This is a genomic window from Halobacteroides halobius DSM 5150, from assembly GCF_000328625.1.
Taxonomy (GTDB): domain Bacteria; phylum Bacillota; class Halanaerobiia; order Halobacteroidales; family Halobacteroidaceae; genus Halobacteroides; species Halobacteroides halobius.
In genome coordinates, this window is sequence record NC_019978.1 from 2,297,393 (window position 1) to 2,316,842 (window position 19,450).

General features: G+C 32.7%; 19 protein-coding genes and 1 riboswitch. Of the genes, 3 read left to right on the forward strand and 16 right to left on the reverse strand.

Annotated elements, in window-relative coordinates:
• Positions 1–4 precede the first annotated feature (4 nt).
• Entirely contained in the window at positions 5–1,246 is a 1,242-nt protein-coding gene (locus tag HALHA_RS11250) for a citrate/2-methylcitrate synthase (RefSeq protein ID WP_015327888.1), read from the forward strand.
• Between the two features lie 34 nt (positions 1,247–1,280).
• On the opposite strand, the gene gatB is transcribed toward HALHA_RS11250, so the two are convergent.
• The 5 genes from gatB to ligA all read right to left on the reverse strand — a co-directional run bounded on the left by gatB (position 1,281) and on the right by ligA (position 7,056).
• Positions 1,281–2,726, reverse strand: coding sequence for an Asp-tRNA(Asn)/Glu-tRNA(Gln) amidotransferase subunit GatB (gene gatB / locus HALHA_RS11255; RefSeq protein ID WP_015327889.1), 1,446 nt, complete (start codon positions 2,724–2,726; stop codon positions 1,281–1,283).
• Between the two features lie 16 nt (positions 2,727–2,742).
• Positions 2,743–4,182: an Asp-tRNA(Asn)/Glu-tRNA(Gln) amidotransferase subunit GatA gene (gene gatA, locus HALHA_RS11260; RefSeq protein ID WP_015327890.1), complete on the reverse strand. Its 1,440-nt coding sequence runs from the start codon at positions 4,180–4,182 to the stop codon at positions 2,743–2,745.
• A gap of 24 nt (positions 4,183–4,206) precedes the next feature.
• The gene (gene gatC, locus HALHA_RS11265; protein ID WP_015327891.1) at positions 4,207–4,500 is read right to left on the reverse strand and encodes an Asp-tRNA(Asn)/Glu-tRNA(Gln) amidotransferase subunit GatC; all 294 of its coding nucleotides are present in this window, start codon (positions 4,498–4,500) and stop codon (positions 4,207–4,209) included.
• An 89-nt stretch (positions 4,501–4,589) separates the two neighbouring features.
• Positions 4,590–5,027 carry a peptidylprolyl isomerase gene (locus HALHA_RS11270; RefSeq protein ID WP_015327892.1) on the reverse strand — a complete coding sequence of 146 codons (438 nt, stop codon included), beginning with the start codon at positions 5,025–5,027 and terminating at the stop codon, positions 4,590–4,592.
• Positions 5,028–5,073: 46 nt separating this feature from the next.
• A complete protein-coding gene (ligA, locus tag HALHA_RS11275; protein WP_015327893.1) occupies positions 5,074–7,056 on the reverse strand; it encodes an NAD-dependent DNA ligase LigA in 1,983 nt (660 codons plus the stop codon).
• Positions 7,057–7,273: 217 nt separating this feature from the next.
• Between ligA and HALHA_RS11280 the strand changes: the two genes are divergently transcribed.
• Positions 7,274–7,939, forward strand: a complete 666-nt coding sequence (locus tag HALHA_RS11280) for a potassium channel family protein (protein ID WP_015327894.1) — start codon at positions 7,274–7,276, stop codon at positions 7,937–7,939.
• A gap of 35 nt (positions 7,940–7,974) precedes the next feature.
• Here HALHA_RS11280 and HALHA_RS11285 read toward each other — a convergent pair whose 3' ends face one another.
• The 3 genes from HALHA_RS11285 to pcrA form a co-directional block, all read right to left on the reverse strand.
• A complete protein-coding gene (locus HALHA_RS11285) occupies positions 7,975–8,394 on the reverse strand; it encodes a ferritin-like domain-containing protein (RefSeq protein ID WP_015327895.1) in 420 nt (139 codons plus the stop codon).
• Between the two features lie 225 nt (positions 8,395–8,619).
• Positions 8,620–9,543, reverse strand: coding sequence for a manganese-dependent inorganic pyrophosphatase (locus HALHA_RS11290; RefSeq protein ID WP_015327896.1), 924 nt, complete (start codon positions 9,541–9,543; stop codon positions 8,620–8,622).
• A gap of 75 nt (positions 9,544–9,618) precedes the next feature.
• Positions 9,619–11,730: a DNA helicase PcrA gene (pcrA, locus tag HALHA_RS11295; RefSeq protein ID WP_015327897.1), complete on the reverse strand. Its 2,112-nt coding sequence runs from the start codon at positions 11,728–11,730 to the stop codon at positions 9,619–9,621.
• Positions 11,731–11,819: 89 nt separating this feature from the next.
• On the opposite strand from pcrA, the gene HALHA_RS11300 reads away from it, so the two are divergent.
• On the forward strand, positions 11,820–12,347 hold the full coding sequence (locus tag HALHA_RS11300; RefSeq protein ID WP_015327898.1) for a peroxiredoxin family protein: 528 nt from the start codon (positions 11,820–11,822) through the stop codon (positions 12,345–12,347).
• A 62-nt stretch (positions 12,348–12,409) separates the two neighbouring features.
• On the opposite strand, the gene HALHA_RS11305 is transcribed toward HALHA_RS11300, so the two are convergent.
• The 8 genes from HALHA_RS11305 to HALHA_RS11340 all read right to left on the reverse strand — a co-directional run bounded on the left by HALHA_RS11305 (position 12,410) and on the right by HALHA_RS11340 (position 19,182).
• On the reverse strand, positions 12,410–12,667 hold the full coding sequence (locus HALHA_RS11305) for an AbrB/MazE/SpoVT family DNA-binding domain-containing protein (protein ID WP_015327899.1): 258 nt from the start codon (positions 12,665–12,667) through the stop codon (positions 12,410–12,412).
• A gap of 107 nt (positions 12,668–12,774) precedes the next feature.
• Positions 12,775–14,151, reverse strand: coding sequence for an NAD(P)/FAD-dependent oxidoreductase (locus tag HALHA_RS11310; protein WP_015327900.1), 1,377 nt, complete (start codon positions 14,149–14,151; stop codon positions 12,775–12,777).
• A gap of 129 nt (positions 14,152–14,280) precedes the next feature.
• The gene (locus HALHA_RS11315) at positions 14,281–14,943 is read right to left on the reverse strand and encodes a PrsW family intramembrane metalloprotease (RefSeq protein WP_015327901.1); all 663 of its coding nucleotides are present in this window, start codon (positions 14,941–14,943) and stop codon (positions 14,281–14,283) included.
• A 119-nt stretch (positions 14,944–15,062) separates the two neighbouring features.
• Entirely contained in the window at positions 15,063–15,998 is a 936-nt protein-coding gene (locus HALHA_RS11320; RefSeq protein ID WP_041607853.1) for a hypothetical protein, read from the reverse strand.
• Positions 15,999–16,122: 124 nt separating this feature from the next.
• Positions 16,123–16,932, reverse strand: coding sequence for a MetQ/NlpA family ABC transporter substrate-binding protein (locus HALHA_RS11325; RefSeq protein WP_015327903.1), 810 nt, complete (start codon positions 16,930–16,932; stop codon positions 16,123–16,125).
• A 41-nt stretch (positions 16,933–16,973) separates the two neighbouring features.
• Positions 16,974–17,645 (reverse strand): methionine ABC transporter permease, encoded by a 672-nt coding sequence (locus tag HALHA_RS11330; protein ID WP_015327904.1) that lies wholly within the window; start codon positions 17,643–17,645, stop codon positions 16,974–16,976.
• Positions 17,617–18,669 carry a methionine ABC transporter ATP-binding protein gene (locus HALHA_RS11335; protein WP_015327905.1) on the reverse strand — a complete coding sequence of 351 codons (1,053 nt, stop codon included), beginning with the start codon at positions 18,667–18,669 and terminating at the stop codon, positions 17,617–17,619. The genes HALHA_RS11330 and HALHA_RS11335 overlap by 29 nt, the downstream gene beginning before the upstream one ends.
• A gap of 94 nt (positions 18,670–18,763) precedes the next feature.
• Positions 18,764–18,870: riboswitch (SAM riboswitch) on the reverse strand.
• A gap of 72 nt (positions 18,871–18,942) precedes the next feature.
• On the reverse strand, positions 18,943–19,182 hold the full coding sequence (locus HALHA_RS11340) for a TIGR03905 family TSCPD domain-containing protein (RefSeq protein WP_015327906.1): 240 nt from the start codon (positions 19,180–19,182) through the stop codon (positions 18,943–18,945).
• Positions 19,183–19,450 lie beyond the last annotated feature (268 nt).

Genomic DNA, 19,450 nt, shown 5'->3' on the forward strand with positions numbered 1-19,450 from the left:
AACTATGCTGTCCCAAATCAAAGAAGCTCTATCAAATCTTGAGAATAAGAAACTGAAAGAAAAGTATATGCAAATAATAATAACTATGTTTGAAAAAGGATATTTTCCTGGACTTGAAAATATTCCTGTAGCTAAATCAAGTGTCAGTAATATCGATGGGGAAAATGGTCTTCTTACCTTTAGAGGCTATCCAATTCAAGAATTAGCTAATAATTGTTCTTATGAAGATGTCTGCTTTTTATTACTTAAAGGTGATCTGCCAATACCTCAAGAAAAAAAGGAACTAAAAAAGCAACTCCTAGCTAGTAAAGGAATTGACTCTAAAATCAAAGAAACGATAATTTCTATGAATGATAACTTACACCCTATGTATATGTTAAGTTCAAGTGTGTTACAGTTACAAAGTAATGACCCAAAGTGTTTTGATCTAGATCAATATACTGTAAATTTAAATCGTGCTATTCAATTGATTGCAAAGTTACCTACTATAATGGGGGTCTATCAAACTCAGAACCCTGAATTTGCTCAAGGTAAAACTTTTGATTCTTTTGCGCAGTATATTTTATACTGTTTTAATCAAGAATTAGCTGCTAAACCAAAGTGGGTTAATATTCTTGATAAACTTTTAATATTACATGGCGATCATACAATGAATAATAGCACATTTTCAGTTCGAGCAGTAGGGTCTTCTAAAGCAAGTATTTATGCATCAATCTCTTCTGCTATTAATTCTTTATCTGGACCACTTCATGGCGGGGCTAATGAAAAAGTAATTAAAATGTTAACTGAGATTGGTGCTCCAGAAAATGTTGAAAGTTACATCCAAGAGCAATTAAAAGCAGGAGAAAAAATAATGGGACTAGGCCATAGAGTCTATAGAACATATGACCCTAGAGCTCTTTATCTAAAAGAAGAAATACTACCTCAAATCTTTGCTGAAGATTCACCAGAAGTTAATTCTAAGCTTGAAAATTTATATAATACAGCTCAGAAAATGGAAGAAATAGCTTTAAATAAATTTGCAGATAAGAAAATTTTCCCTAATATTGACTTTTGGTCAGGTCTAGTACTTAGAGCAATGAAGATTGAACCAAAGTACTTTACTACAATCTTTGCTCTAGGTCGAATTATGGGCTGGTGTGCTCATTGGGTTGAAAATTTAGAAGTAAAAAATAAAATCTTCAGACCAAACCAATTATATGATGGCTTTAACACCAGACATGTTTTACGAGATCAATTAAAATAAATAATTCCCCCTATTTAACCAGGGGGAATATTTATTACTCTTCTAGTTTTTCCTGTAATAACTCTCTAACCTTTTGTGGATTAGCTTTTCCACCACTAGCTTGCATTGTTTGTCCAATTAAGAATCCAATTACATTCTTATTTCCACCATGATAATCATCTACTGCTGATTGGTTATCAGCTAACACATCAGCAACAATATTATCTAATTCATCTTCATCACTAATCTGCTTTAAACCTTTTTCTTCTACAATAGCTTCTGGCTTTTTACCCGTAGTGAACATATCTTCAAAAACTTCTCTAGCAATATCTCGAGAAATAGTACCCTCTTCCATCATAGTTAATAAATCAGCTAAGTCTTGAGGCGCAAATTTAATCTTACTTATTTCTATATCCTCTTCATTTAATAAACGAGAGAATTGGCCCATCATCCAATTACTAACTTCTTTAGCATCCTCATAATTTTTTACTACTGCTTCAAAGAAGTCAGCCATCTCTCTATCAGCAGTAATTACTCCAGCATCATACTCCGGAATACCTAACTCATTAACATAGCGAGATTGTCTAGCATCTGGTAACTCCGGAATACTAGTTTCTATTTCATTAACCCACTCTTCTTTTACAATTACTGGAACTAAATCTGGTTCTGGGAAATAACGATAATCATGTGCTTCTTCTTTTTCTCTTAGTGGCAAGGTCTTTCCTGCGTCTCCATCCCAAGTTCTTGTACCTTGAATTATTGTGCCACCTTCAGCTAAAACTTTAGCTTGACGCTTAGCTTCATATGTTAAAGCTTTTTCAATTGCTTTAAAAGAATTCATATTCTTTAGCTCAGTTTTAGTTCCTAATTCATCTGCACCCTTAGGAGCTATAGAAAGGTTGGCATCTGCTCTTAAAGAACCCTCTGCCATTTCACAGTCAGAAACTGCTATGTACTCTAAGATACTCTTTAATTTCTTTAAATAAGCAACTGCTTGTTTAGGAGAATGTAAATCAGGTTCACTAACAATCTCAATTAGGGGCGTTCCTACCCGATTATAATCAACCAAACTAGAATCTGCACTAGAAATATCACCGGCATGGGTTAACTTTCCTGCATCTTCTTCTAGATGAATCCTAGTAATTCCTATCTGATAATTATTCTCTTCAACTTCAATAGTTATTGCACCATCCTCACAAAATGGTAAATCAAATTGAGATATTTGATAAGCCTTAGGCAAATCAGCATAGAAATAATTTTTTCGGTCAAACTTACTAAATGTAGCTATTTCACAATCTAAAGCTAAACCAGCTTTAATAATATAATCAACTGCTTTTTTATTTAAAACAGGTAATGTCCCAGGTAAACCTAAACATATAGGACAGGTATGATCATTAGGCTCAGCACCAAACTCATTTTTACATCCACAAAATATTTTAGTATCTGTATCTAATTGAGCATGAACTTCTAACCCAATTGTAATCTCATAGTTTTCTAACATAACTTCCACCTCCTGATTACTCAGTATCTGTTGCTTGTTCAAAAGCATAAGCAACTTGTAAAATAGTTTCCTCATCAAAAGCTTGACCAATAATATGTAATCCTATTGGTAACCCCTGTTCATCAGTTCCACATGGCATAGATAAAGCAGGTAGACCAGCTAAATTAACTGGAATAGTACATATATCTGATAAATACATTTCTAATGGATCATCCGACTTATCTCCAACTTCAAAAGCAGTTGTAGGAGACGTAGGAGAGATTAATACATCATACTCTTTAAAAGCTTGGTCAAAGTCCTCTCTCACTAGAGTTCTAACCTTTTGTGCTTTTTTGTAGTAAGCATCATAATAACCTGAACTTAAAGCATAAGTACCTAACATAATTCTACGTTTAACTTCATCTCCAAATCCTTCTTCTCGAGTTTCTTTAAACATATCAATTAAACCATTAGATTCACTTCGTAAACCATACCTTACTCCATCATACCGGGCCAAGTTCGAACTAGCCTCAGCAGGTGCAATTAAATAATAGGCTGATAAAGCATATTCAGTATGTGGTAGAGAAACTTCTTCATACTCTGCTCCTAACTCCTCTAATTGTTCAATTGCTTCCCAAACTGATTTCTTAACCTCTTCATCAATTCCTTCACCAAAGTACTCTTTAGGAACCCCTATCTTTAGCCCTGCTATATCTTCTGTTAAGCTTTTAGTATAATCTGGAATCTCCCGTTCTACAGATGTAGAATCATACTGGTCATGTCCAGCAATATAATTTAAAGTTAGAGCACAATCAGTTACATCCTTAGTAATCGGGCCAATCTGATCTAATGAAGAAGCAAAAGCAACTAACCCATAGCGAGATACTAAACCATAAGTTGGCTTTAGACCTACTACCCCACAAAAAGATGCTGGTTGCCTAATTGAACCACCAGTATCAGAACCTAAAGCAATTGTTGCTTCTCCAGCAGCAACAGCAGCAGCAGATCCCCCACTAGAACCACCTGGTACTCGTTCTAAATCGCAAGGATTTTTAGTAACTTGAATTCCCGAGTTCTCAGTTGAAGACCCCATAGCAAATTCATCCATATTAGCTTTTCCAACCATAACCGCATCTTCAGCAAATAATTTTTCTACTACAGTAGCATCAAATGGTGGTTTGTAATTATGTAAAATCTCAGAAGAACATGTTGTCTTAACCCCTGCAGTAGACATATTATCCTTAATAGCAATGGGAATTCCTGCTAAAGGACTAACTTCTTCACCATTAGCTAGTTTTTGATCTACTTCTTTAGCTCGTTGTAAAGCATCCTCTTTAGTTAAAGTTACATAGGCTTGTACATCCGACTCCACTTCTTCTATTTGATTATAAACTGATTTAACAATTTCTTGGGCTTTAACTTCCCCAGCCGTTAATTTCTCATGCAATTCATGAGCAGTTAACTGATAAAGTTCCATAACTTTTCCCTCCTTGTTTAAATATTACTCATCACTTACAATCTGTGGTACTTTAAACATCCCCCGTTCTTTTTCTGGAGCATTTGCTAAGGCCTCTTCCCGATCAAGAGACTCTCTTACTTCATCATCTCGGAAAACATTATTAACTGGTAGCACATGTGCCATTGGGTCTACATCTTCAGTATCAAGTTGATTTAACTTCTCAGCATGACCTAAAATATCACTTAATTGTTCAGTAAACTTATCCTTTTCTGCTTCAGTCAATTCTAATCTAGCTAAATGAGCCACCCGCTCTACTGTTTCCTTATCTAATTTCATAATTTCACCACCTCTTGATTAATAATAAATTTAATCCACGTTTTGAACTAGTTAGTTATTATATCATAAGAGGAACCTTCCCGCAATATCTACTCTTCCTTGATAATTACTTCTTCAATCACATCTCCAGCTCTAATATCATCAATTACTTCTAACCCTTCTACAACCTTTCCAAAACAGGTATGTTTTCTATCTAAATGAGAAGTTCTCTTTCGATTATGACAGATAAAAAACTGCGATCCTCCTGTATCTTTTCCACTATGAGCCATAGATAATACTCCTCGCTCGTGATACTGTTTATCACCATCTACTTCACAATCAATAGTATAGCCTGGCCCTCCTGTTCCGTCTCCTTTAGGACATCCACCTTGAATTACAAAATCAGGAATTACCCGATGAAAAGTTAAACCATCATAAAAGCCATCCTCAGCTAAACTACAAAAGTTATCTACTGTATTGGGGGCATCTTCTTCATAAAATTCAATCTTCATTACCCCTTTTTCTGTCTTCATCTCTGCTATTTTCATCAAATCTCCTCCTTTAATTATCTTTTTAATTGTAAATTGCTAACTCCTACTTGTCAATTAATTCTTTGAATTCTTCTTCCACTAGGACTGTTGTTCCTAGTTCTTGTGCCTGTTCATATTTAGAACCAGGGTTTTCTCCTACTACTAAATAATCAGTAGCACCACTGACTGAGCTAGTTACTCGACCACCTAAATCAACAATAGCTTCTTTAGCTTCCTGTCTTGTAAAGTCTTCTAACTTACCAGTTAAAACAAATTTATTTCCTGCTAGTTTCTGTTCTGCCTCTTTTAATTGAGCAGTAAAGTTGACTCCGGCTTCCTTAAGCTTAGCAATAATTTCTAGGTTTTGTTCTTGATTAAAATAAGCTACAATACTTTGAGCTATCTTAGGGCCAATCTCATCAATAGATTCTAATTCTTTTTGACTTGCTTCAATAATCTGGTCTATATTAGAGAAATTTTGGGCTAAAATTTGGGCAACCCTACTGCCTACATACTCAATTCCTAAACCATATAAGACTTGTTGTAAACTATTATCCTTACTATCTGCTAAAGCATCTAGTACATTCTGACTCGACTTGTGGCCCATTCTATCTAATTGGATTAAATCTTCCTTAGTTAAGTAATATAAATCAGCTACATCTTCTATTAATTTGTTCTCTATTAACTGCTCTACTAAAGCTGGGCCAACTCCCTCTATATTCATAGCATTGCGCTGTACAAAGTGTAAGACTCCTTCTCGTAATTTAGCTGGGCATGCTCCACCAGCACACTTAGTTGCTACTTCTCCTTCTAATCTAACAGCCTTGGCCCCACAAACTGGACATTTATCTGGCAGACTAAATTCTTCCTCCTTACCAGTTCTTTTCCCAGGTAGCACCTTAACTACTTCAGGAATAATATCCCCTGCTTTTCTTACAATAGCTCGGTCTCCAATTCTAATATCTTTTCGCTCTAGTTCATCTTGGTTATGTAAATTGGCCCGGCTAACTACAGATCCATCTAACAAAGTAGGCTCTAAAATAGCAGTTGGTGTTAGAGTCCCTGTTCTACCAACTGTAACTTCAATATCTTCAATTATTGTTTCCTTCTCTTGAGCCGGAAATTTATAAGCTATTGCCCAGCGGGGATGCTTAGCTGTACTTCCTAACTTTTTTTGCATATTTAGCTGATTAACTTTAATTACTATTCCATCAATCCCATAGTTTAAATCATTTCTTTTCTCTGTCCATTCTTTACAATACTTAATTACTTCTGTAATACCTTTACATACCATCCGCTGAGGATTAATTTTAAAACCTAACTCCTCTAAATAATCTAGCTTTTGACTGTGTGTTTTAAAGTCAACGCCCTCTATATATGCACTATCATAAATAAAAATATCTAATGGCCTACTAGCAGCTACTTGAGGATCTAATTGACGTAATGAACCAGCAGCAGCATTACGTGGGTTAGCAAAAGCATCTTCATCAGCTTTTTCTTGCTCTTCATTTAACTTTAAAAAATCATCTTTAGGCATAAAAACCTCGCCTCTAACCTCTAGATCTAACCTTTGCTCTAACTTAAGTGGAATACTTCTAATTGTCTTTAAATTATGTGTTACATCCTCTCCTACTTCTCCATTACCTCGAGTAGCACCCTGGTTTAAACTGCCATCTTGATAGACTAAAGAAGCAGATAAACCATCAATCTTTAGTTCTACTATATAATCTATTTCTTCTTTAATAGATCTCTTAACGCGGCTAGCAAAATCCTCTAACTCACTAATAGAAAATGCTTTATCTAAACTCAATAACGGAACTTGATGTGCTACCTTATCAAATTGATCAATTGGTTCTCCACCTACTCGCTGGGTAGGTGAATCTGAAGTAATTAACTTAGGATTTTCTTTTTCTAAATCAATTAATTCTTGCATTAATTGATCATACTCTCGATCACTAATTTGGGGATCATCTAATACAAAATAATAATAATTATGTTTTCTAATTTTTGCTCTTAATTTCTTTATTTTCTCTTTAAGTTGGCCCATTAACTTCACCTCACAATAACACGATTGTTAGTATACCTCAATTAATAATAATCATGTAACTCCATCTATATTACTTTTCGTGCTGTAGCTCTAAACTCCTTTTTTAACTATAACATTTGCGATTGTCTTTTTAGTTTAGTATAATGGATAAATGTGAGTTTAAGCTCATTATAATCCCTAAATAATTACAGTTAATTCTTTAAGGGAGGATGAATAAATGAATATTATTATTGTTGGTGGAGGAAAAAAAGGATTTCAATTGGCTAAATACTGTCATAAGTTTGGCCATCAAGTAACAGTTATCGAATCTAATAAAGAGAAAATAAATAAGCTAAAAGATAAGTTAGAAGTTAATGTTTTATTAGGAGATGGAACCAAACGTGATTATCTGGAAAAAGCAGGAGCCGAAGAAGGAGATATTGTTGTAGCTGCAACTAGCAATGACCAGGATAATTTAGTAATCTGTCAACTAGCAGAACGGCAATTCGATATTGGAAGAACCCTAGCTTTAGTTAATAATCCAGGTAACGAAAAACTATTTGAGTGGTTAGGAGTTAATCAAGTGGTGAGTTCTACTTCATTAATGCTAGGATTAATTGAAGAAGAAATTGAGTGGAAAGAAAAATCAAACCTATGGGCTGATAGTATTAATCAGTTAAAAATGCATTATATTCAAGTTGAAGAAGAGGCTATAGCTTGTAATCAAAAGATTAAAGATATTACTATTCCAGATGAGGCTATTCTAATTACAATCTTAAGAGGGGATCAGGCTATTGTCCCTCGAGGTAATACTACCATTAAAGCTAAAGATACAGTTATTGCTCTAGCAGACCCAGAAGTTAAAGATAAACTACTTTCACTAATGAAAAACAATACAGACTAAAAAAAGGCGTTGGGATTACCCAACGCCTTTTTATTTTATCCAAAGTATCTATCTAACAGACCTTTTAACATACTAGCATGTCTAGCTTCATCTTTAGCAGACTCATCAAAGAAGTCATGTGCTGGATCAATTCCTGCTTCTTTAGCATCTACTGCTGCTTTACGCTTAGTCTTATTGGCTCCTTGTTCTCCTTGTAACATCTTCTCAATGTCTTCTTTAACTGAACCACTAATCTTACCATTTAACTCTGCAAATCTTGCTGCATGTTCAGCTTCTTCTTTAGCAATTCTCTTTAGTACCTCTGCTACTTCTGGATAACCTTCTCTCTGAGCTTGACGAGCCATTGCTAAATACTGCCCTACCTCATTAGTTTCTCCTTGAAATTGGCCCTTTACTATCTTTTCTAAATCTGTTCCTTTAGTTACACCTAACTTATTCTCTACTGCAAAATCCATTTTAATTCCCCCTTATTAATTAAATAATAATCCTAATAATTAAATTACCACAATTAATTAAAACTATGTATTAAATCTTTACCCCTTATCAGTAATTATTACTATTAATAGTATAACCCTTATAAACTAATTTGTCAAGGGCAATACTCAATTTATTAGGATTTATTACTATTAACCAAAAAATAAAAAAGAGCCTAGCAAAATAAGCTAGACCCTTATCGGTAACTATGTGGTTAAGTAGTCAGACAAGACAGGTATAACCTGCTTTTTACGTGATAAAACTCCATCTAAATAAACTTCAGTTCCTTTTGTGTCTACATCAAAAGCATCAGCAATAATTTCTTTTGCATCTGCTGGGAAAAGTAATAAGCTACCTTCAGCTAAAATATCGGTAACTATTAATACTAAAAACTTATATCCTCTTTCTGCAACTAACTCTTCAATCCCTACTAATAGATCTTCTTTAATATCATTAACTTCATTTACATCCATAATTTCAATCTGACCTACTCCAATTGTTTCACCAGCCAATTCATACTCTTTATAATCATTAGTAATCAATTCTTTAGGCTCTAGTTGGTTAACTACTGAACCTGCCTTAAACATATTCTTCCCATACTTTTGAATATCCACTCCTAACTGCTTAGCTAATCTATTAGCTATTTCCTTATCTGCTTTAGTACAGGTTGGAGAACGGAAAATGACTGTATCAGATAAAATAGCTGATAATAATAAACCAGCCATTTGTTCATTAATCTCTACTCCATTTTCCTGGTATAACTTAGTTACGACTGTAGCAGTAGAACCTACTGGCTCATTTCTAAAGTAGATTGGATTACCAGTTTCAATATCACCTATTCTGTGATGGTCTATAATTTCTTTAACCTCGGCTTCTTTTATTCCAGCAATTGCTTGACTCTTTTCATTATGGTCAACTAAAATTACTTCATCTCCTTTAGCAAGCTCAGTAACTAACTTAGGAGCTTGCACCTCAAACTTATCCAAAATAAATTCTGTTTCTGCATTAATCTTTCCTGCTCTAATAGCTTCTGCCTTGGCCCCTAATTGTTGTTTTAAATTAGCATACGCAATAGCAGCACAAATAGAATCTGTATCTGGGTTCTGATGGCCTACAACATAAGTAGTCATTTTTTCTCCTCCTTGTTTATAATACATCACACTAAAATAAAGTGATTTTAATTGTACATTGTCAATTCTCAATTGTCAATTAATTTTGGTAAGCTGTGCATATTCAGTTGCTAACGCTTTAACTCCTTGTTGGGGGAAAGAAACTTTTATTTGTTCCATTCCACTACTATCATCTACATTAATTACTGTACCTTGGCCCCAACGCTGGTGCTTTACTTTATCTCCTGGAGAAAATCTAGCTTCTCTTCTATTATTTTTAACTGCAGTTTCATTATTATCCTCACTAAATAAATGGTCTGGAATATGCCCAATAAAACGAGATGGCCTCTTAAATTGAGTTCGACCATAAATCTTACGTTTACGAGCATAGGTTAAATATAATTTTTCTTCTGCTCTAGTAATTCCTACATAACATAACCTGCGTTCTTCTGCTAAATCTTGTTCTGTATCTGTTGATCTAGCATGTGGTAATAAATTCTCTTCCATACCAGCTAAAAAGACAACAGGAAATTCCAAACCTTTAGCACTATGTAAGGTCATTAATACTATAGCATCCTCTTCTTGATCTAAATTATCAATATCTGATAATAAAGCTACTTCTTCTAAGAACTCACTTAAACCTCCAGTTTGATTTTCTTCTTCAAACTGTTCCATACTAGCTAGTAATTCCTTAATATTATTAACTCTATCTTGAGCTTTATCTGTATTTTTACTCTTTAAGTTAGCTAAATAACCAGTCTCAGTTAATAACTCTTCTGTTAAAACTGCAACAGATACTTCACTCTTCCTTTTTCTAAAATGCTCAATTAAACCTCCAAATTCCTGTATATTATTTCTAAATCGAGTACTAATACTATCTATATTCTCAACATTATTAACTGCTTTTAATAAACTAATCTGGTGTTGTTGGGCATAATCTTGAAGCCGCTTAAAGTTAGTTGCTCCAATCCCGCGGCGAGGTACATTAATGATTCTTTCTAAACTAAGATCATCATTTGGATTATAAAGCAGGCGCAAATAAGCTAATATATCCTTTATCTCTTTTCTCTCATAGAACTTAACCCCCCCGACTATCCGATAGGGAATATCTTGCTGTAGTAAAACTCTTTCCAAAACACGAGATTGAGCATTAGTTCGATATAAAATAGAAAAGTCACTATAATTTTTATCTTCACCTTCTACTAAAGACTTAATTTGATTAGTTATGTAGCGGGCTTCATCTCGCCCATCTTGGGCTTTATATAATGATAATGGTTTGCCTGCTTTTTTCTCAGTCCATAATTTCTTTTCTTTACGATTTATATTATTAGCTACTATATGATAGGCTGCATCTAAAATTTTCTTGGTAGAACGATAATTTTGTTCTAATCTAACTACTTTAGTATCTGTATAATCCTCTTCAAAGTTCAAAATATTGCTAACATCTGCTCCTCTAAAACCATAGATCCCTTGATCATCATCCCCCACCACACAAATGTTATTGTACTTAGCAGATAATAAATAAAGTAATTTATACTGAGCATGATTAACATCTTGGTACTCATCAACTAATATATATTTAAATAGTTCTTGGTAATAATCTAATACCTTAGGTTCTTTTTGCAGCAATTCCACCGTCTTCATAATTAAGTCACCAAAGTCTAAGGCATTATTCTCTAATAATCGCTCCTGGTAAACTGGATAAACTCTAGCTACTACTCGCTCTAAATAACCACCTTGTTCATAATTTTCTGGAGAAATCAATTCATTTTTAGCGCTACTAATTGCCCTTAAGACAGAAGTGGTATATTTCTTAGTATCAAAATTTAAGTCCTTTAAGATATTCTTAATCAAACTTCGTTGATCTGTAGTATCGAAAATAACAAAATTAGAGCTATAACCTAAATTACTAATCTCTCTTCTTAAAATTCTAACACATATTGAATGGAATGTTCCCATCCAGGGTAAATTTCTATCTAAATTTAATAAGTTCTTAGCTCTATCCTTCATTTCTTCAGCTGCCTTATTCGTAAATGTAACTGTAAGAATATTATCAGGATCAACTTCATAATGATGAATTAGATAGGCAATTCTATGAGTCAAAACCCTTGTCTTACCACTACCAGCACCTGCTAGAATTAATAATGGACCATAATTATGCTCTACTGCTTCCTGTTGTTCAGGATTTAGTCCTCCTAAAATATCCATCCTATTCCTCCTAGTCTCAGTTTCTTCAATATTATATATTAAAATGGCTTCTTTGTCTAATGACAAAGGAAACTTAAGGAGAGATAATAATGAAAAAATTAATTATCTTTTTTATTATTTTTTTATTAATCTGTGGTTTTTTAATTGGGGGAGCAATTAAATTAATTCTTAGTTTTAAAAATGATAATGTAGCTGAATCTGAGGAAAGATACTATTTACCAAAGGTTACTTTAAATGATTTACGAGGCAATGAAGTTCAATTCCACAAGATAAAAGAACCAACTTTATTATTATTCTGGCTTCCTGATTCATCAACTTGTATCAAACAATTAGAAATCTTATCTGAATTTAAACGAACTTCTAACTATAATTTTGATATCATATCAATTGGTATTGGAAATTTATCGAAAGAGAAAATCAAAAGACTGCTTAATACTAAAAATATTCAATTTCGAACTATAATAGATAGTAAGACTACACTAACCAAAAAATTAAATGTAACTGCAATTCCTACAGTTATCTTTTACAAACCATATGACAAGCCAATTACTAAAGTAGGGCTTAAGAAAAAAAGAAAATTGCAAAAGATAATAAACAAATATCTTTTATCTAATTAATATCAATTTAAATTAAAAAGGTAGTAAATCGGACTTCCAATTTACTACCTTCACTCAAATATTTAAGCAGATTTTTCTTCTGTTCCTACCATTTCATCTAAACATTCAGAACAAATGATTTTTCCTTTGAATTCGATTGTATCTCCAGCATTACCACAGAAAACGCAAGCTGGTTCATACTTCTTTAAAATAACTTTATTGCCATCTACATAAATCTCTAATGGATCTTTAGTATCTATCCCTAATGTCCTTCTTAATTCAATAGGGATTACCATTCTCCCTAACCCATCTACTTTTCTAACAATTCCAGTTGATTTCATTACTGTCACCCCTTACGACATTTTTCGACATATTATATTAAGAATTATATCAGTTATACCAACTTATGTCAATGGGTTAGTTAGTAATTAAACAAATATTAACTTCACTAATATTTATTTAAAATATTTCTTGCTATCACAACCCCAGAAGAAGAAGCCTGAATCAATCCTCTAGTAACTCCTGCTCCATCACCACCAGCGTATAAATTAGATACCTTAGTCTCTAAATTATCTTTAAGGTTTAATCTAGAAGAATAAAACTTGACCTCTACTCCATACAATAAAGTATGTCTAGAATAAACTCCAGGACAAACTTCATCTAAAGCCTGTAACATTTCATCTATAGCAGTCAAATGGCGATAAGGTAATACTAAACTTAAATCACCAGGTGTAGCGTCCTTTAGCGTGGGCTCTACTATACCTCGTTTAATCCTCTTGGATGTAGAACGTCGGCCATCTAAAAAATCACCTAATCTTTGTACTAAAACTCTACCACCTAATAAGTTAGCTAATTTTGCTATATCTTGACCATAAGTAATCGGTTCTTTAAATGGTTCAGTAAAAGTCTTACTTACTAATAGAGCAAAATTAGTATTTTCAGTCTTCTCTGTAGCATGACTATGGCCATTAACTGTAATTAAACCGTCATTATTTTCATTAACTACTTCTCCATTAGGACACATACAGAAAGTTCTTACTTTATCATCAAAAGTAGGGGAATGATAAATAAATTTTGATTCATAAACGACATCAGTTAAATCTTTCATTACTGCTGCTGGCAATTCTACTCTAACCCCAATATCAACTGGGTTAATGGCCGTTTTAATTCCTAGTCTTTCTGCTTCTGAAGTTAGCCATTCAGCATTCTCTCGCCCTGGTGCTACTACTACATTATCACTCTTTATTTCTGTACCGTATTCAGTCTTAACCCCAATTACTCTTTCATCTTCGGTTAAAATCTCAGTAACTTTAGTTCCAGTTTTAATCTCTACTCCTTCTTCTAATAAATATTCTTTCATATTACTTAAAACAGTTTTACTATACCCCGTTCCTAAGTGTCTGATCTTTGCAGGAATGAAATTTAATTCTGCTAAAGTAGCTTGATGATTAATTCGCTCTTCTTCTGCTTTTTTTGGCCCGTAAACTTTATCAGGAGCTCCAAAATCACAATATATATTATCAGTATAATTAACCAATTCTTTTAGATTTTCTTCACCTATATATTTATCTAAGTTACCACCAATATCACTAGATAAAGTTAATTTACCATCACTATAGGCACCTGCTCCGCCCCAACCGCAAACAATAGAACAATTACTACATTCAACACAATCAGTATTCCTGGTCTTCATAGGACAATCTCGTTTTATAATATCTCTACCTTTTTCTATAATTAAAATATCAAGATTACTTTCTTTAACTAATTCTAAAGCCGTAAATATTCCTGCCGGTCCAGCACCTACAATTACTACATTATAATTCATCGAACCATCCCTTTCAATTTTAATGAAATGTTCGTCTTTTATCCAAACCACTAATAATATTACCAGATTAATAACTTATAGTCAACATTAAACTAAATGTTTTTTTATTTTATCATAATAATGTTCGTTTTATTTGAAAGGTGATGTCTCAACAGCAGAGTTAATTAATCTCACAAGATATATATATAAAATTGCTACTATTCCATAAACAATATAATCAGATATAAACCCACCTAACACTAAAAAGTCATATAACCCATGTAATAAAATAACTTGAACTAAACCTACTAAAATTAAAGTAGAATTATCTTCGAGCTTGGCCCGACCTAGATAATACCCCATAATTCCAGAAAACGAAGCATGAATCAAACTAGTAACAATGGCTCTAATCATTCCTACTTGGTATCCAAAAACTAATGTATATAAAAAGTTCTCTAGAACAGCAAAACCTAAACCAGCTGAAACAGAATAAATTATACCATCTACCACTTCATCAAACTCATCAGAAGAATAAATAGTATATCTAACAACAGCAAACTTAGCTACTTCTTCTGTAACACCAACAATCCCTACTGATAATAATAACAACATTAACATACTAGGTGGATTAGCAAGTAGATTAGAAAATGGAAATTCAATTAATCCTACTGGTATAACTGCTAGTGCTCCATAAAAGAAAGTTACTAAAATCAAACGAACTGGTTCAGGCTCATATTTATCTTTACTATAAAAGAAGTAGACCCACAATAAACCTGGTAGTACAGAAACTATTAATAACCAAAATAGATTCATACTTAACCTCCTAGAAATCTTATTATTAATTATTATATCGTTGAAAATAAGCAATTATTCTTAAAAGCTAAATTATAAAAATAAAAAGTGTACCCTAGGGTACACTTAAATCTTAATCTTTAAATTACTAAAAATAAAATAATTATTACTATAACAATTAATCCTAAAATCGCAAATAAAACTAATTCCTCTTGGTCTAAATTGAAAGTTGAATCAGACTTTTCTCTACTTTCAACATTAGCCCGAGACTCTTCTGTAATAGTTAATTTTACTTCAGGATCTACAACTAATTTTCCATAAATATTACGTTTAAATTTAACCACTATATGATAGCGATCTAACTCCTGATCATGTTTGATTTCTTCAATTGTGCCCACTACTTTATCTTGCCCTTGTTTTTGCAACAATTCGGCTATATCTTGCCCAATATCTCTATCATCTTTGACCTGGACTACTAGTTCATCTTGTAATTGTAAATCAGTAATTCGTTTACCGGCTACAGCAGAAATCACTGGTGAACACTTTAATTCAATCCTAGCATCTAATTTAGTTTCTTGATCATTTTCTATTGTTTCATCTTCGGTTTGACTTTCTACCTCTTTCTTATCCTCATCAAATAATTTAGGATAAGATTCTTCTAGTTCATCTCTAGAAAACAACTTTGTTTTCACTTTAAAATTAATTGCTTCTTGAGTTATATCTTCTAACTTTTCCTTAAAAATTTCTTTAGCCACTTCACTACTATTATCATCTACTGCCCCTAACAACCTTACTATCTCTGATGCCTTAAAGTTAGAAACCAATTGTTCTTGAGCTTTTTGACTTCTGTAATCAGTCTTAATCTTATCTAAAGTCTCTAAGAAAAAATTCAAATTAGAACCTAAGCCTAATTCTATTACTTTATCAACCATGGCTATTTTTAAATCCATTAACTTTTCTTTTTCTAAATCAATAAAAAGGTTAACTAAACCATAAGTTTTATTTCGGCCGCCATAATTAAACTTTCCTTTAATCCATAAATACCCATTAAGTTCTTCAGTTATCTCCTTTTCCATAAGCATCACCTTATCCTAAATATTTTACCTTTACTAATATATATTTATATAAAACAACTTTATTTTCCTTTATAATCAAAAAAATAAGAGAGTATACCTTGCGGCATACTCTAATCTATAATTATTAAAAGACTGAAACAATAGCTCCTTCATATTTATTCTTAATATACTCTCTTACTTGTTGGGTAGTAAGTGTATCAGCTAACTTCTTTAATAATGGATTATCTTTATCTTCACTTTTAACTGCTAAAACATTAGCATATGGTGAATCATTGCCCTCAATAATAATAGCATCTTTAGTTGGGATCAAATCAGCTTCTAAAGCATAATTAGTATTGATTATTGCAGCAGATACATCTTTTAATGCTCTAGGTAATTGCGGTGCAGCCAATTCTTTAAACTTTAGATTTTTAGGATTTTTCTTAATATCTTGTGGTGTAGCCTCTAATCCAGCTTCTTGACTTAATTTAATTAAACCTGCTGATTCCAACAATAACAAAGCCCTTCCTTCATTAGTAGCATCATTAGGAATCGCAATTGCTGCTCCTTTTTCTAATTGATTTAATTTAGATATTTTCTTAGAATAAAGTCCCATTGGCTCTAAATGAACTTTTGTAATATATGTTAAATCTAATCCACGATTTTTCTTAAAATTCTTTAAGTAAGGAATATGCTGAAAATAATTTGCATCAATACTCCCATCAGCTAAAGCTAAATTAGGAGTTACATAATCAGTAAATTCCTTAACTTTTAAAGTAATTCCTTCTTTAGCTAATATAGGCTTTACTACATTTTTTAAAATTTCAGCGTGAGGGACTGGTGTAGCTCCTACTACTAATGTTTTATCCTTTTTAGCTGTTTCTTTACCTCCTGTACAACCTACTGCTAATGCTCCTACTAACAATACAATTAATATTAAACTTATTTTTTTCATCTTCTCTCCTCCTTATTTATTGTAGACTTATATTTGCTAAATTAACTATGATCTAATCTTTTTGCCAACCAATTACCAAAACTTTGCACCAATTGAACAATAATTACCAATAAGATCACTGTTTTAATCATTATGTCTGTCTGGAAACGATGATACCCATAACGAATTGCAATATCACCTAAGCCTCCAGCACCAATTGCTCCTGCAATAGCTGAAAAACCAATTAAAGTAATAGCAGTAATCGTCATTCCTAATACTAAAGATGGTAAAGCTTCAGCTAATAATACCTTACTGATAATCTGCCATGGAGTAGCTCCCATAGACTGAGCTGCTTCTATTACCCCATTATCTACTTCTTTTAAAGAATTCTCTACAATCCTTCCTATAAAAGGAATAGCGGCTATACTTAATGGTACAACAGCAGCAGTAGTCCCAATTGAAGTCCCTACAATTACTCTAGTAAAAGGAATTAATGCTACCATTAGGACAATAAAAGGAACTGATCTTGTAACATTGATAATAATACTTAATATTAAATTTAAATATTTGTTTTCTAAAATATCTCCTTCTTCTGTAACTACTACACCTATCCCTAACGGAATACCAAATAACATAGCTACTATCATTGATATTCCAACCATATAAATAGTCTCTTGAATTCCTACTACTAAAAGATCCATATTCTTAGTTAGATAGGTTAATAGATTCTGCACCTTCAATCACCTCAATTCTAATCCCTGATTGCTCATTAAGATCTTTAATTCCTGTTTTAACCTGTTCCCTCTCTCCTGTTAACTCAATAATCAAAGTTCCAAATGGGGTTCCCTGAATCTTATCAATATTACCATATAAAATATTAGCCTCAACCTGATGAGTGTGCACAAACTTGGAAACTATCGGTTGACCAGCCGATCTTCCAGTAAAACTTAGTTTAATTAACCTACCTTGTCCAGGGTTATTAACTGTAACTCTTGATAATAATTCCTCTGGTACATTAGCATTAATTACTCGTTGTAAGAATTTCTTTGTTACTGGTTCTTGAGGAGTAGTGAAAATATCAAGTACATGACCTTGCTCTACAATCTCTCCCCCTTCTATAACAGCTACTTGAGTACATATTTCTTTAATCACTTCCATCTCATGAGTAATTAATACAATAGTAATTCCTAATTCCTGATTAATATCCTGTAGTAACTCTAAAATAGAATGGGTTGTTTCAGGATCTAAAGAAGATGTAGCTTCATCACACAATAATACTTTAGGATCATTAGCCAAAGCTCGAGCAATACCAACTCGCTGTTGCTGGCCACCACTTAGTTGACTAGGGTAATTGTCAGCTTTATCTGCTAAACCTACTAACTTCAGTAATCTTTTTACCTTAGGATTGATATCCTCTTTTTTCTCCCCTGCGATCTCTAAGCAAAATGCTACATTTTCTGCTACTGTACGGGAATTTAATAAATTAAAATTTTGAAAAATCATCCCAATTTCTTTTCTAGCTTCTCTTAATTGAGAAATAGTTAAATCAGTTAAATCCTTATCATCTATAATCACTTGCCCTCGAGTTGGTCTCTCTAATAAATTTAAACAACGAATCAGAGTACTTTTTCCTGCTCCACTCGGGCCAATAATCCCAAAAATCTCTCCTTCATCAATTTCTAGATCAATTCCTTCTAGAGCATTCACTGGTCCTTCCTCACTTTGGTATACCTTATCTAAGTTATGAACCTCAATCATAAATATATCTACTCCTTACTTTTATTTAAACCTTTAATATTCTTATTAATAAAAAATCCCCTTCCCATAAGAGAAGAGGTTTATATAAACTCTCCTCTTATCTCTCAGTTACTAATAACTGCAGGAGTTAGCACCGGGTACTTATTAAGTACTGGTTGCTGGGCATCATTGGGCCAGTCCCTCCGCCACTCTTGATAAGAGATTCTGCTATTAAATTTCAGTTAAGTTGCCAATATAATAACAAGTTAAATTAAAATTGTCAAGGGCTTTTTATCAAACCATCTCCTTTAAAGCTTTACTTAGCTGGTCAGGACAAGAAGTCTCATTTCTACAAGTAATTCCTTCCAATCTTTCTGCTACTTCTTCTACCTGAGAACCTTTTATTAAAGCTGCTATACCAGATAAGTTACCATTACATCCTCCTATAAATTCTATTTCTTCAATAACTCCATCATCAGTTACATTAAATTTAATCTCTCTAGCACAAACACCTGTTGGTTTAAATGTTTTCATTATTACTGCCTCCTATAAATCTTCTTTATCTAGTATATTAAATTTAGTAACAATAATCAAACTTATCAGCTATATTAAATTGCTTTATATAATATTTATATCGAAAACTAAAGCATAAACAATTGTCTTTTTGCTTGTTTATTCGTTTTTGTTCTTTCTTTTTTTTATTTTTATGATATAATGAATTAATGTATTGGATTAATGATGAAAGAATTAGTTTTTATTTGTAAATTCAACTAACACAATGCGTTATATTAAATATATTTAA

What these genes read in the sequence shown, in the direction of transcription:
- HALHA_RS11250 (WP_015327888.1), top strand. Translation starts at nt 5, where the DNA reads ATGCTGTCCCAAATCAAAGAAGCTCTATCAAATCTTGAGAATAAGAAA.
- HALHA_RS11280 (WP_015327894.1), top strand. Translation starts at nt 7,274, where the DNA reads ATGAATATTATTATTGTTGGTGGAGGAAAAAAAGGATTTCAATTGGCT.
- HALHA_RS11325 (WP_015327903.1), bottom strand. Translation starts at nt 16,932, where the DNA reads ATGAAAAAAATAAGTTTAATATTAATTGTATTGTTAGTAGGAGCATTA.
- HALHA_RS11320 (WP_041607853.1), bottom strand. Translation starts at nt 15,998, where the DNA reads ATGGAAAAGGAGATAACTGAAGAACTTAATGGGTATTTATGGATTAAA.
- HALHA_RS11290 (WP_015327896.1), bottom strand. Translation starts at nt 9,543, where the DNA reads ATGACTACTTATGTTGTAGGCCATCAGAACCCAGATACAGATTCTATT.
- HALHA_RS11270 (WP_015327892.1), bottom strand. Translation starts at nt 5,027, where the DNA reads ATGAAAATAGCAGAGATGAAGACAGAAAAAGGGGTAATGAAGATTGAA.
- HALHA_RS11285 (WP_015327895.1), bottom strand. Translation starts at nt 8,394, where the DNA reads ATGGATTTTGCAGTAGAGAATAAGTTAGGTGTAACTAAAGGAACAGAT.
- HALHA_RS11315 (WP_015327901.1), bottom strand. Translation starts at nt 14,943, where the DNA reads ATGAATCTATTTTGGTTATTAATAGTTTCTGTACTACCAGGTTTATTG.
- gatA (WP_015327890.1), bottom strand. Translation starts at nt 4,182, where the DNA reads ATGGAACTTTATCAGTTAACTGCTCATGAATTGCATGAGAAATTAACG.
- pcrA (WP_015327897.1), bottom strand. Translation starts at nt 11,730, where the DNA reads ATGGATATTTTAGGAGGACTAAATCCTGAACAACAGGAAGCAGTAGAG.
- HALHA_RS11310 (WP_015327900.1), bottom strand. Translation starts at nt 14,151, where the DNA reads ATGAATTATAATGTAGTAATTGTAGGTGCTGGACCGGCAGGAATATTT.
- HALHA_RS11300 (WP_015327898.1), top strand. Translation starts at nt 11,820, where the DNA reads ATGAAAAAATTAATTATCTTTTTTATTATTTTTTTATTAATCTGTGGT.
- HALHA_RS11340 (WP_015327906.1), bottom strand. Translation starts at nt 19,182, where the DNA reads ATGAAAACATTTAAACCAACAGGTGTTTGTGCTAGAGAGATTAAATTT.
- ligA (WP_015327893.1), bottom strand. Translation starts at nt 7,056, where the DNA reads ATGGGCCAACTTAAAGAGAAAATAAAGAAATTAAGAGCAAAAATTAGA.
- HALHA_RS11305 (WP_015327899.1), bottom strand. Translation starts at nt 12,667, where the DNA reads ATGAAATCAACTGGAATTGTTAGAAAAGTAGATGGGTTAGGGAGAATG.
- gatC (WP_015327891.1), bottom strand. Translation starts at nt 4,500, where the DNA reads ATGAAATTAGATAAGGAAACAGTAGAGCGGGTGGCTCATTTAGCTAGA.
- HALHA_RS11335 (WP_015327905.1), bottom strand. Translation starts at nt 18,669, where the DNA reads ATGATTGAGGTTCATAACTTAGATAAGGTATACCAAAGTGAGGAAGGA.
- gatB (WP_015327889.1), bottom strand. Translation starts at nt 2,726, where the DNA reads ATGTTAGAAAACTATGAGATTACAATTGGGTTAGAAGTTCATGCTCAA.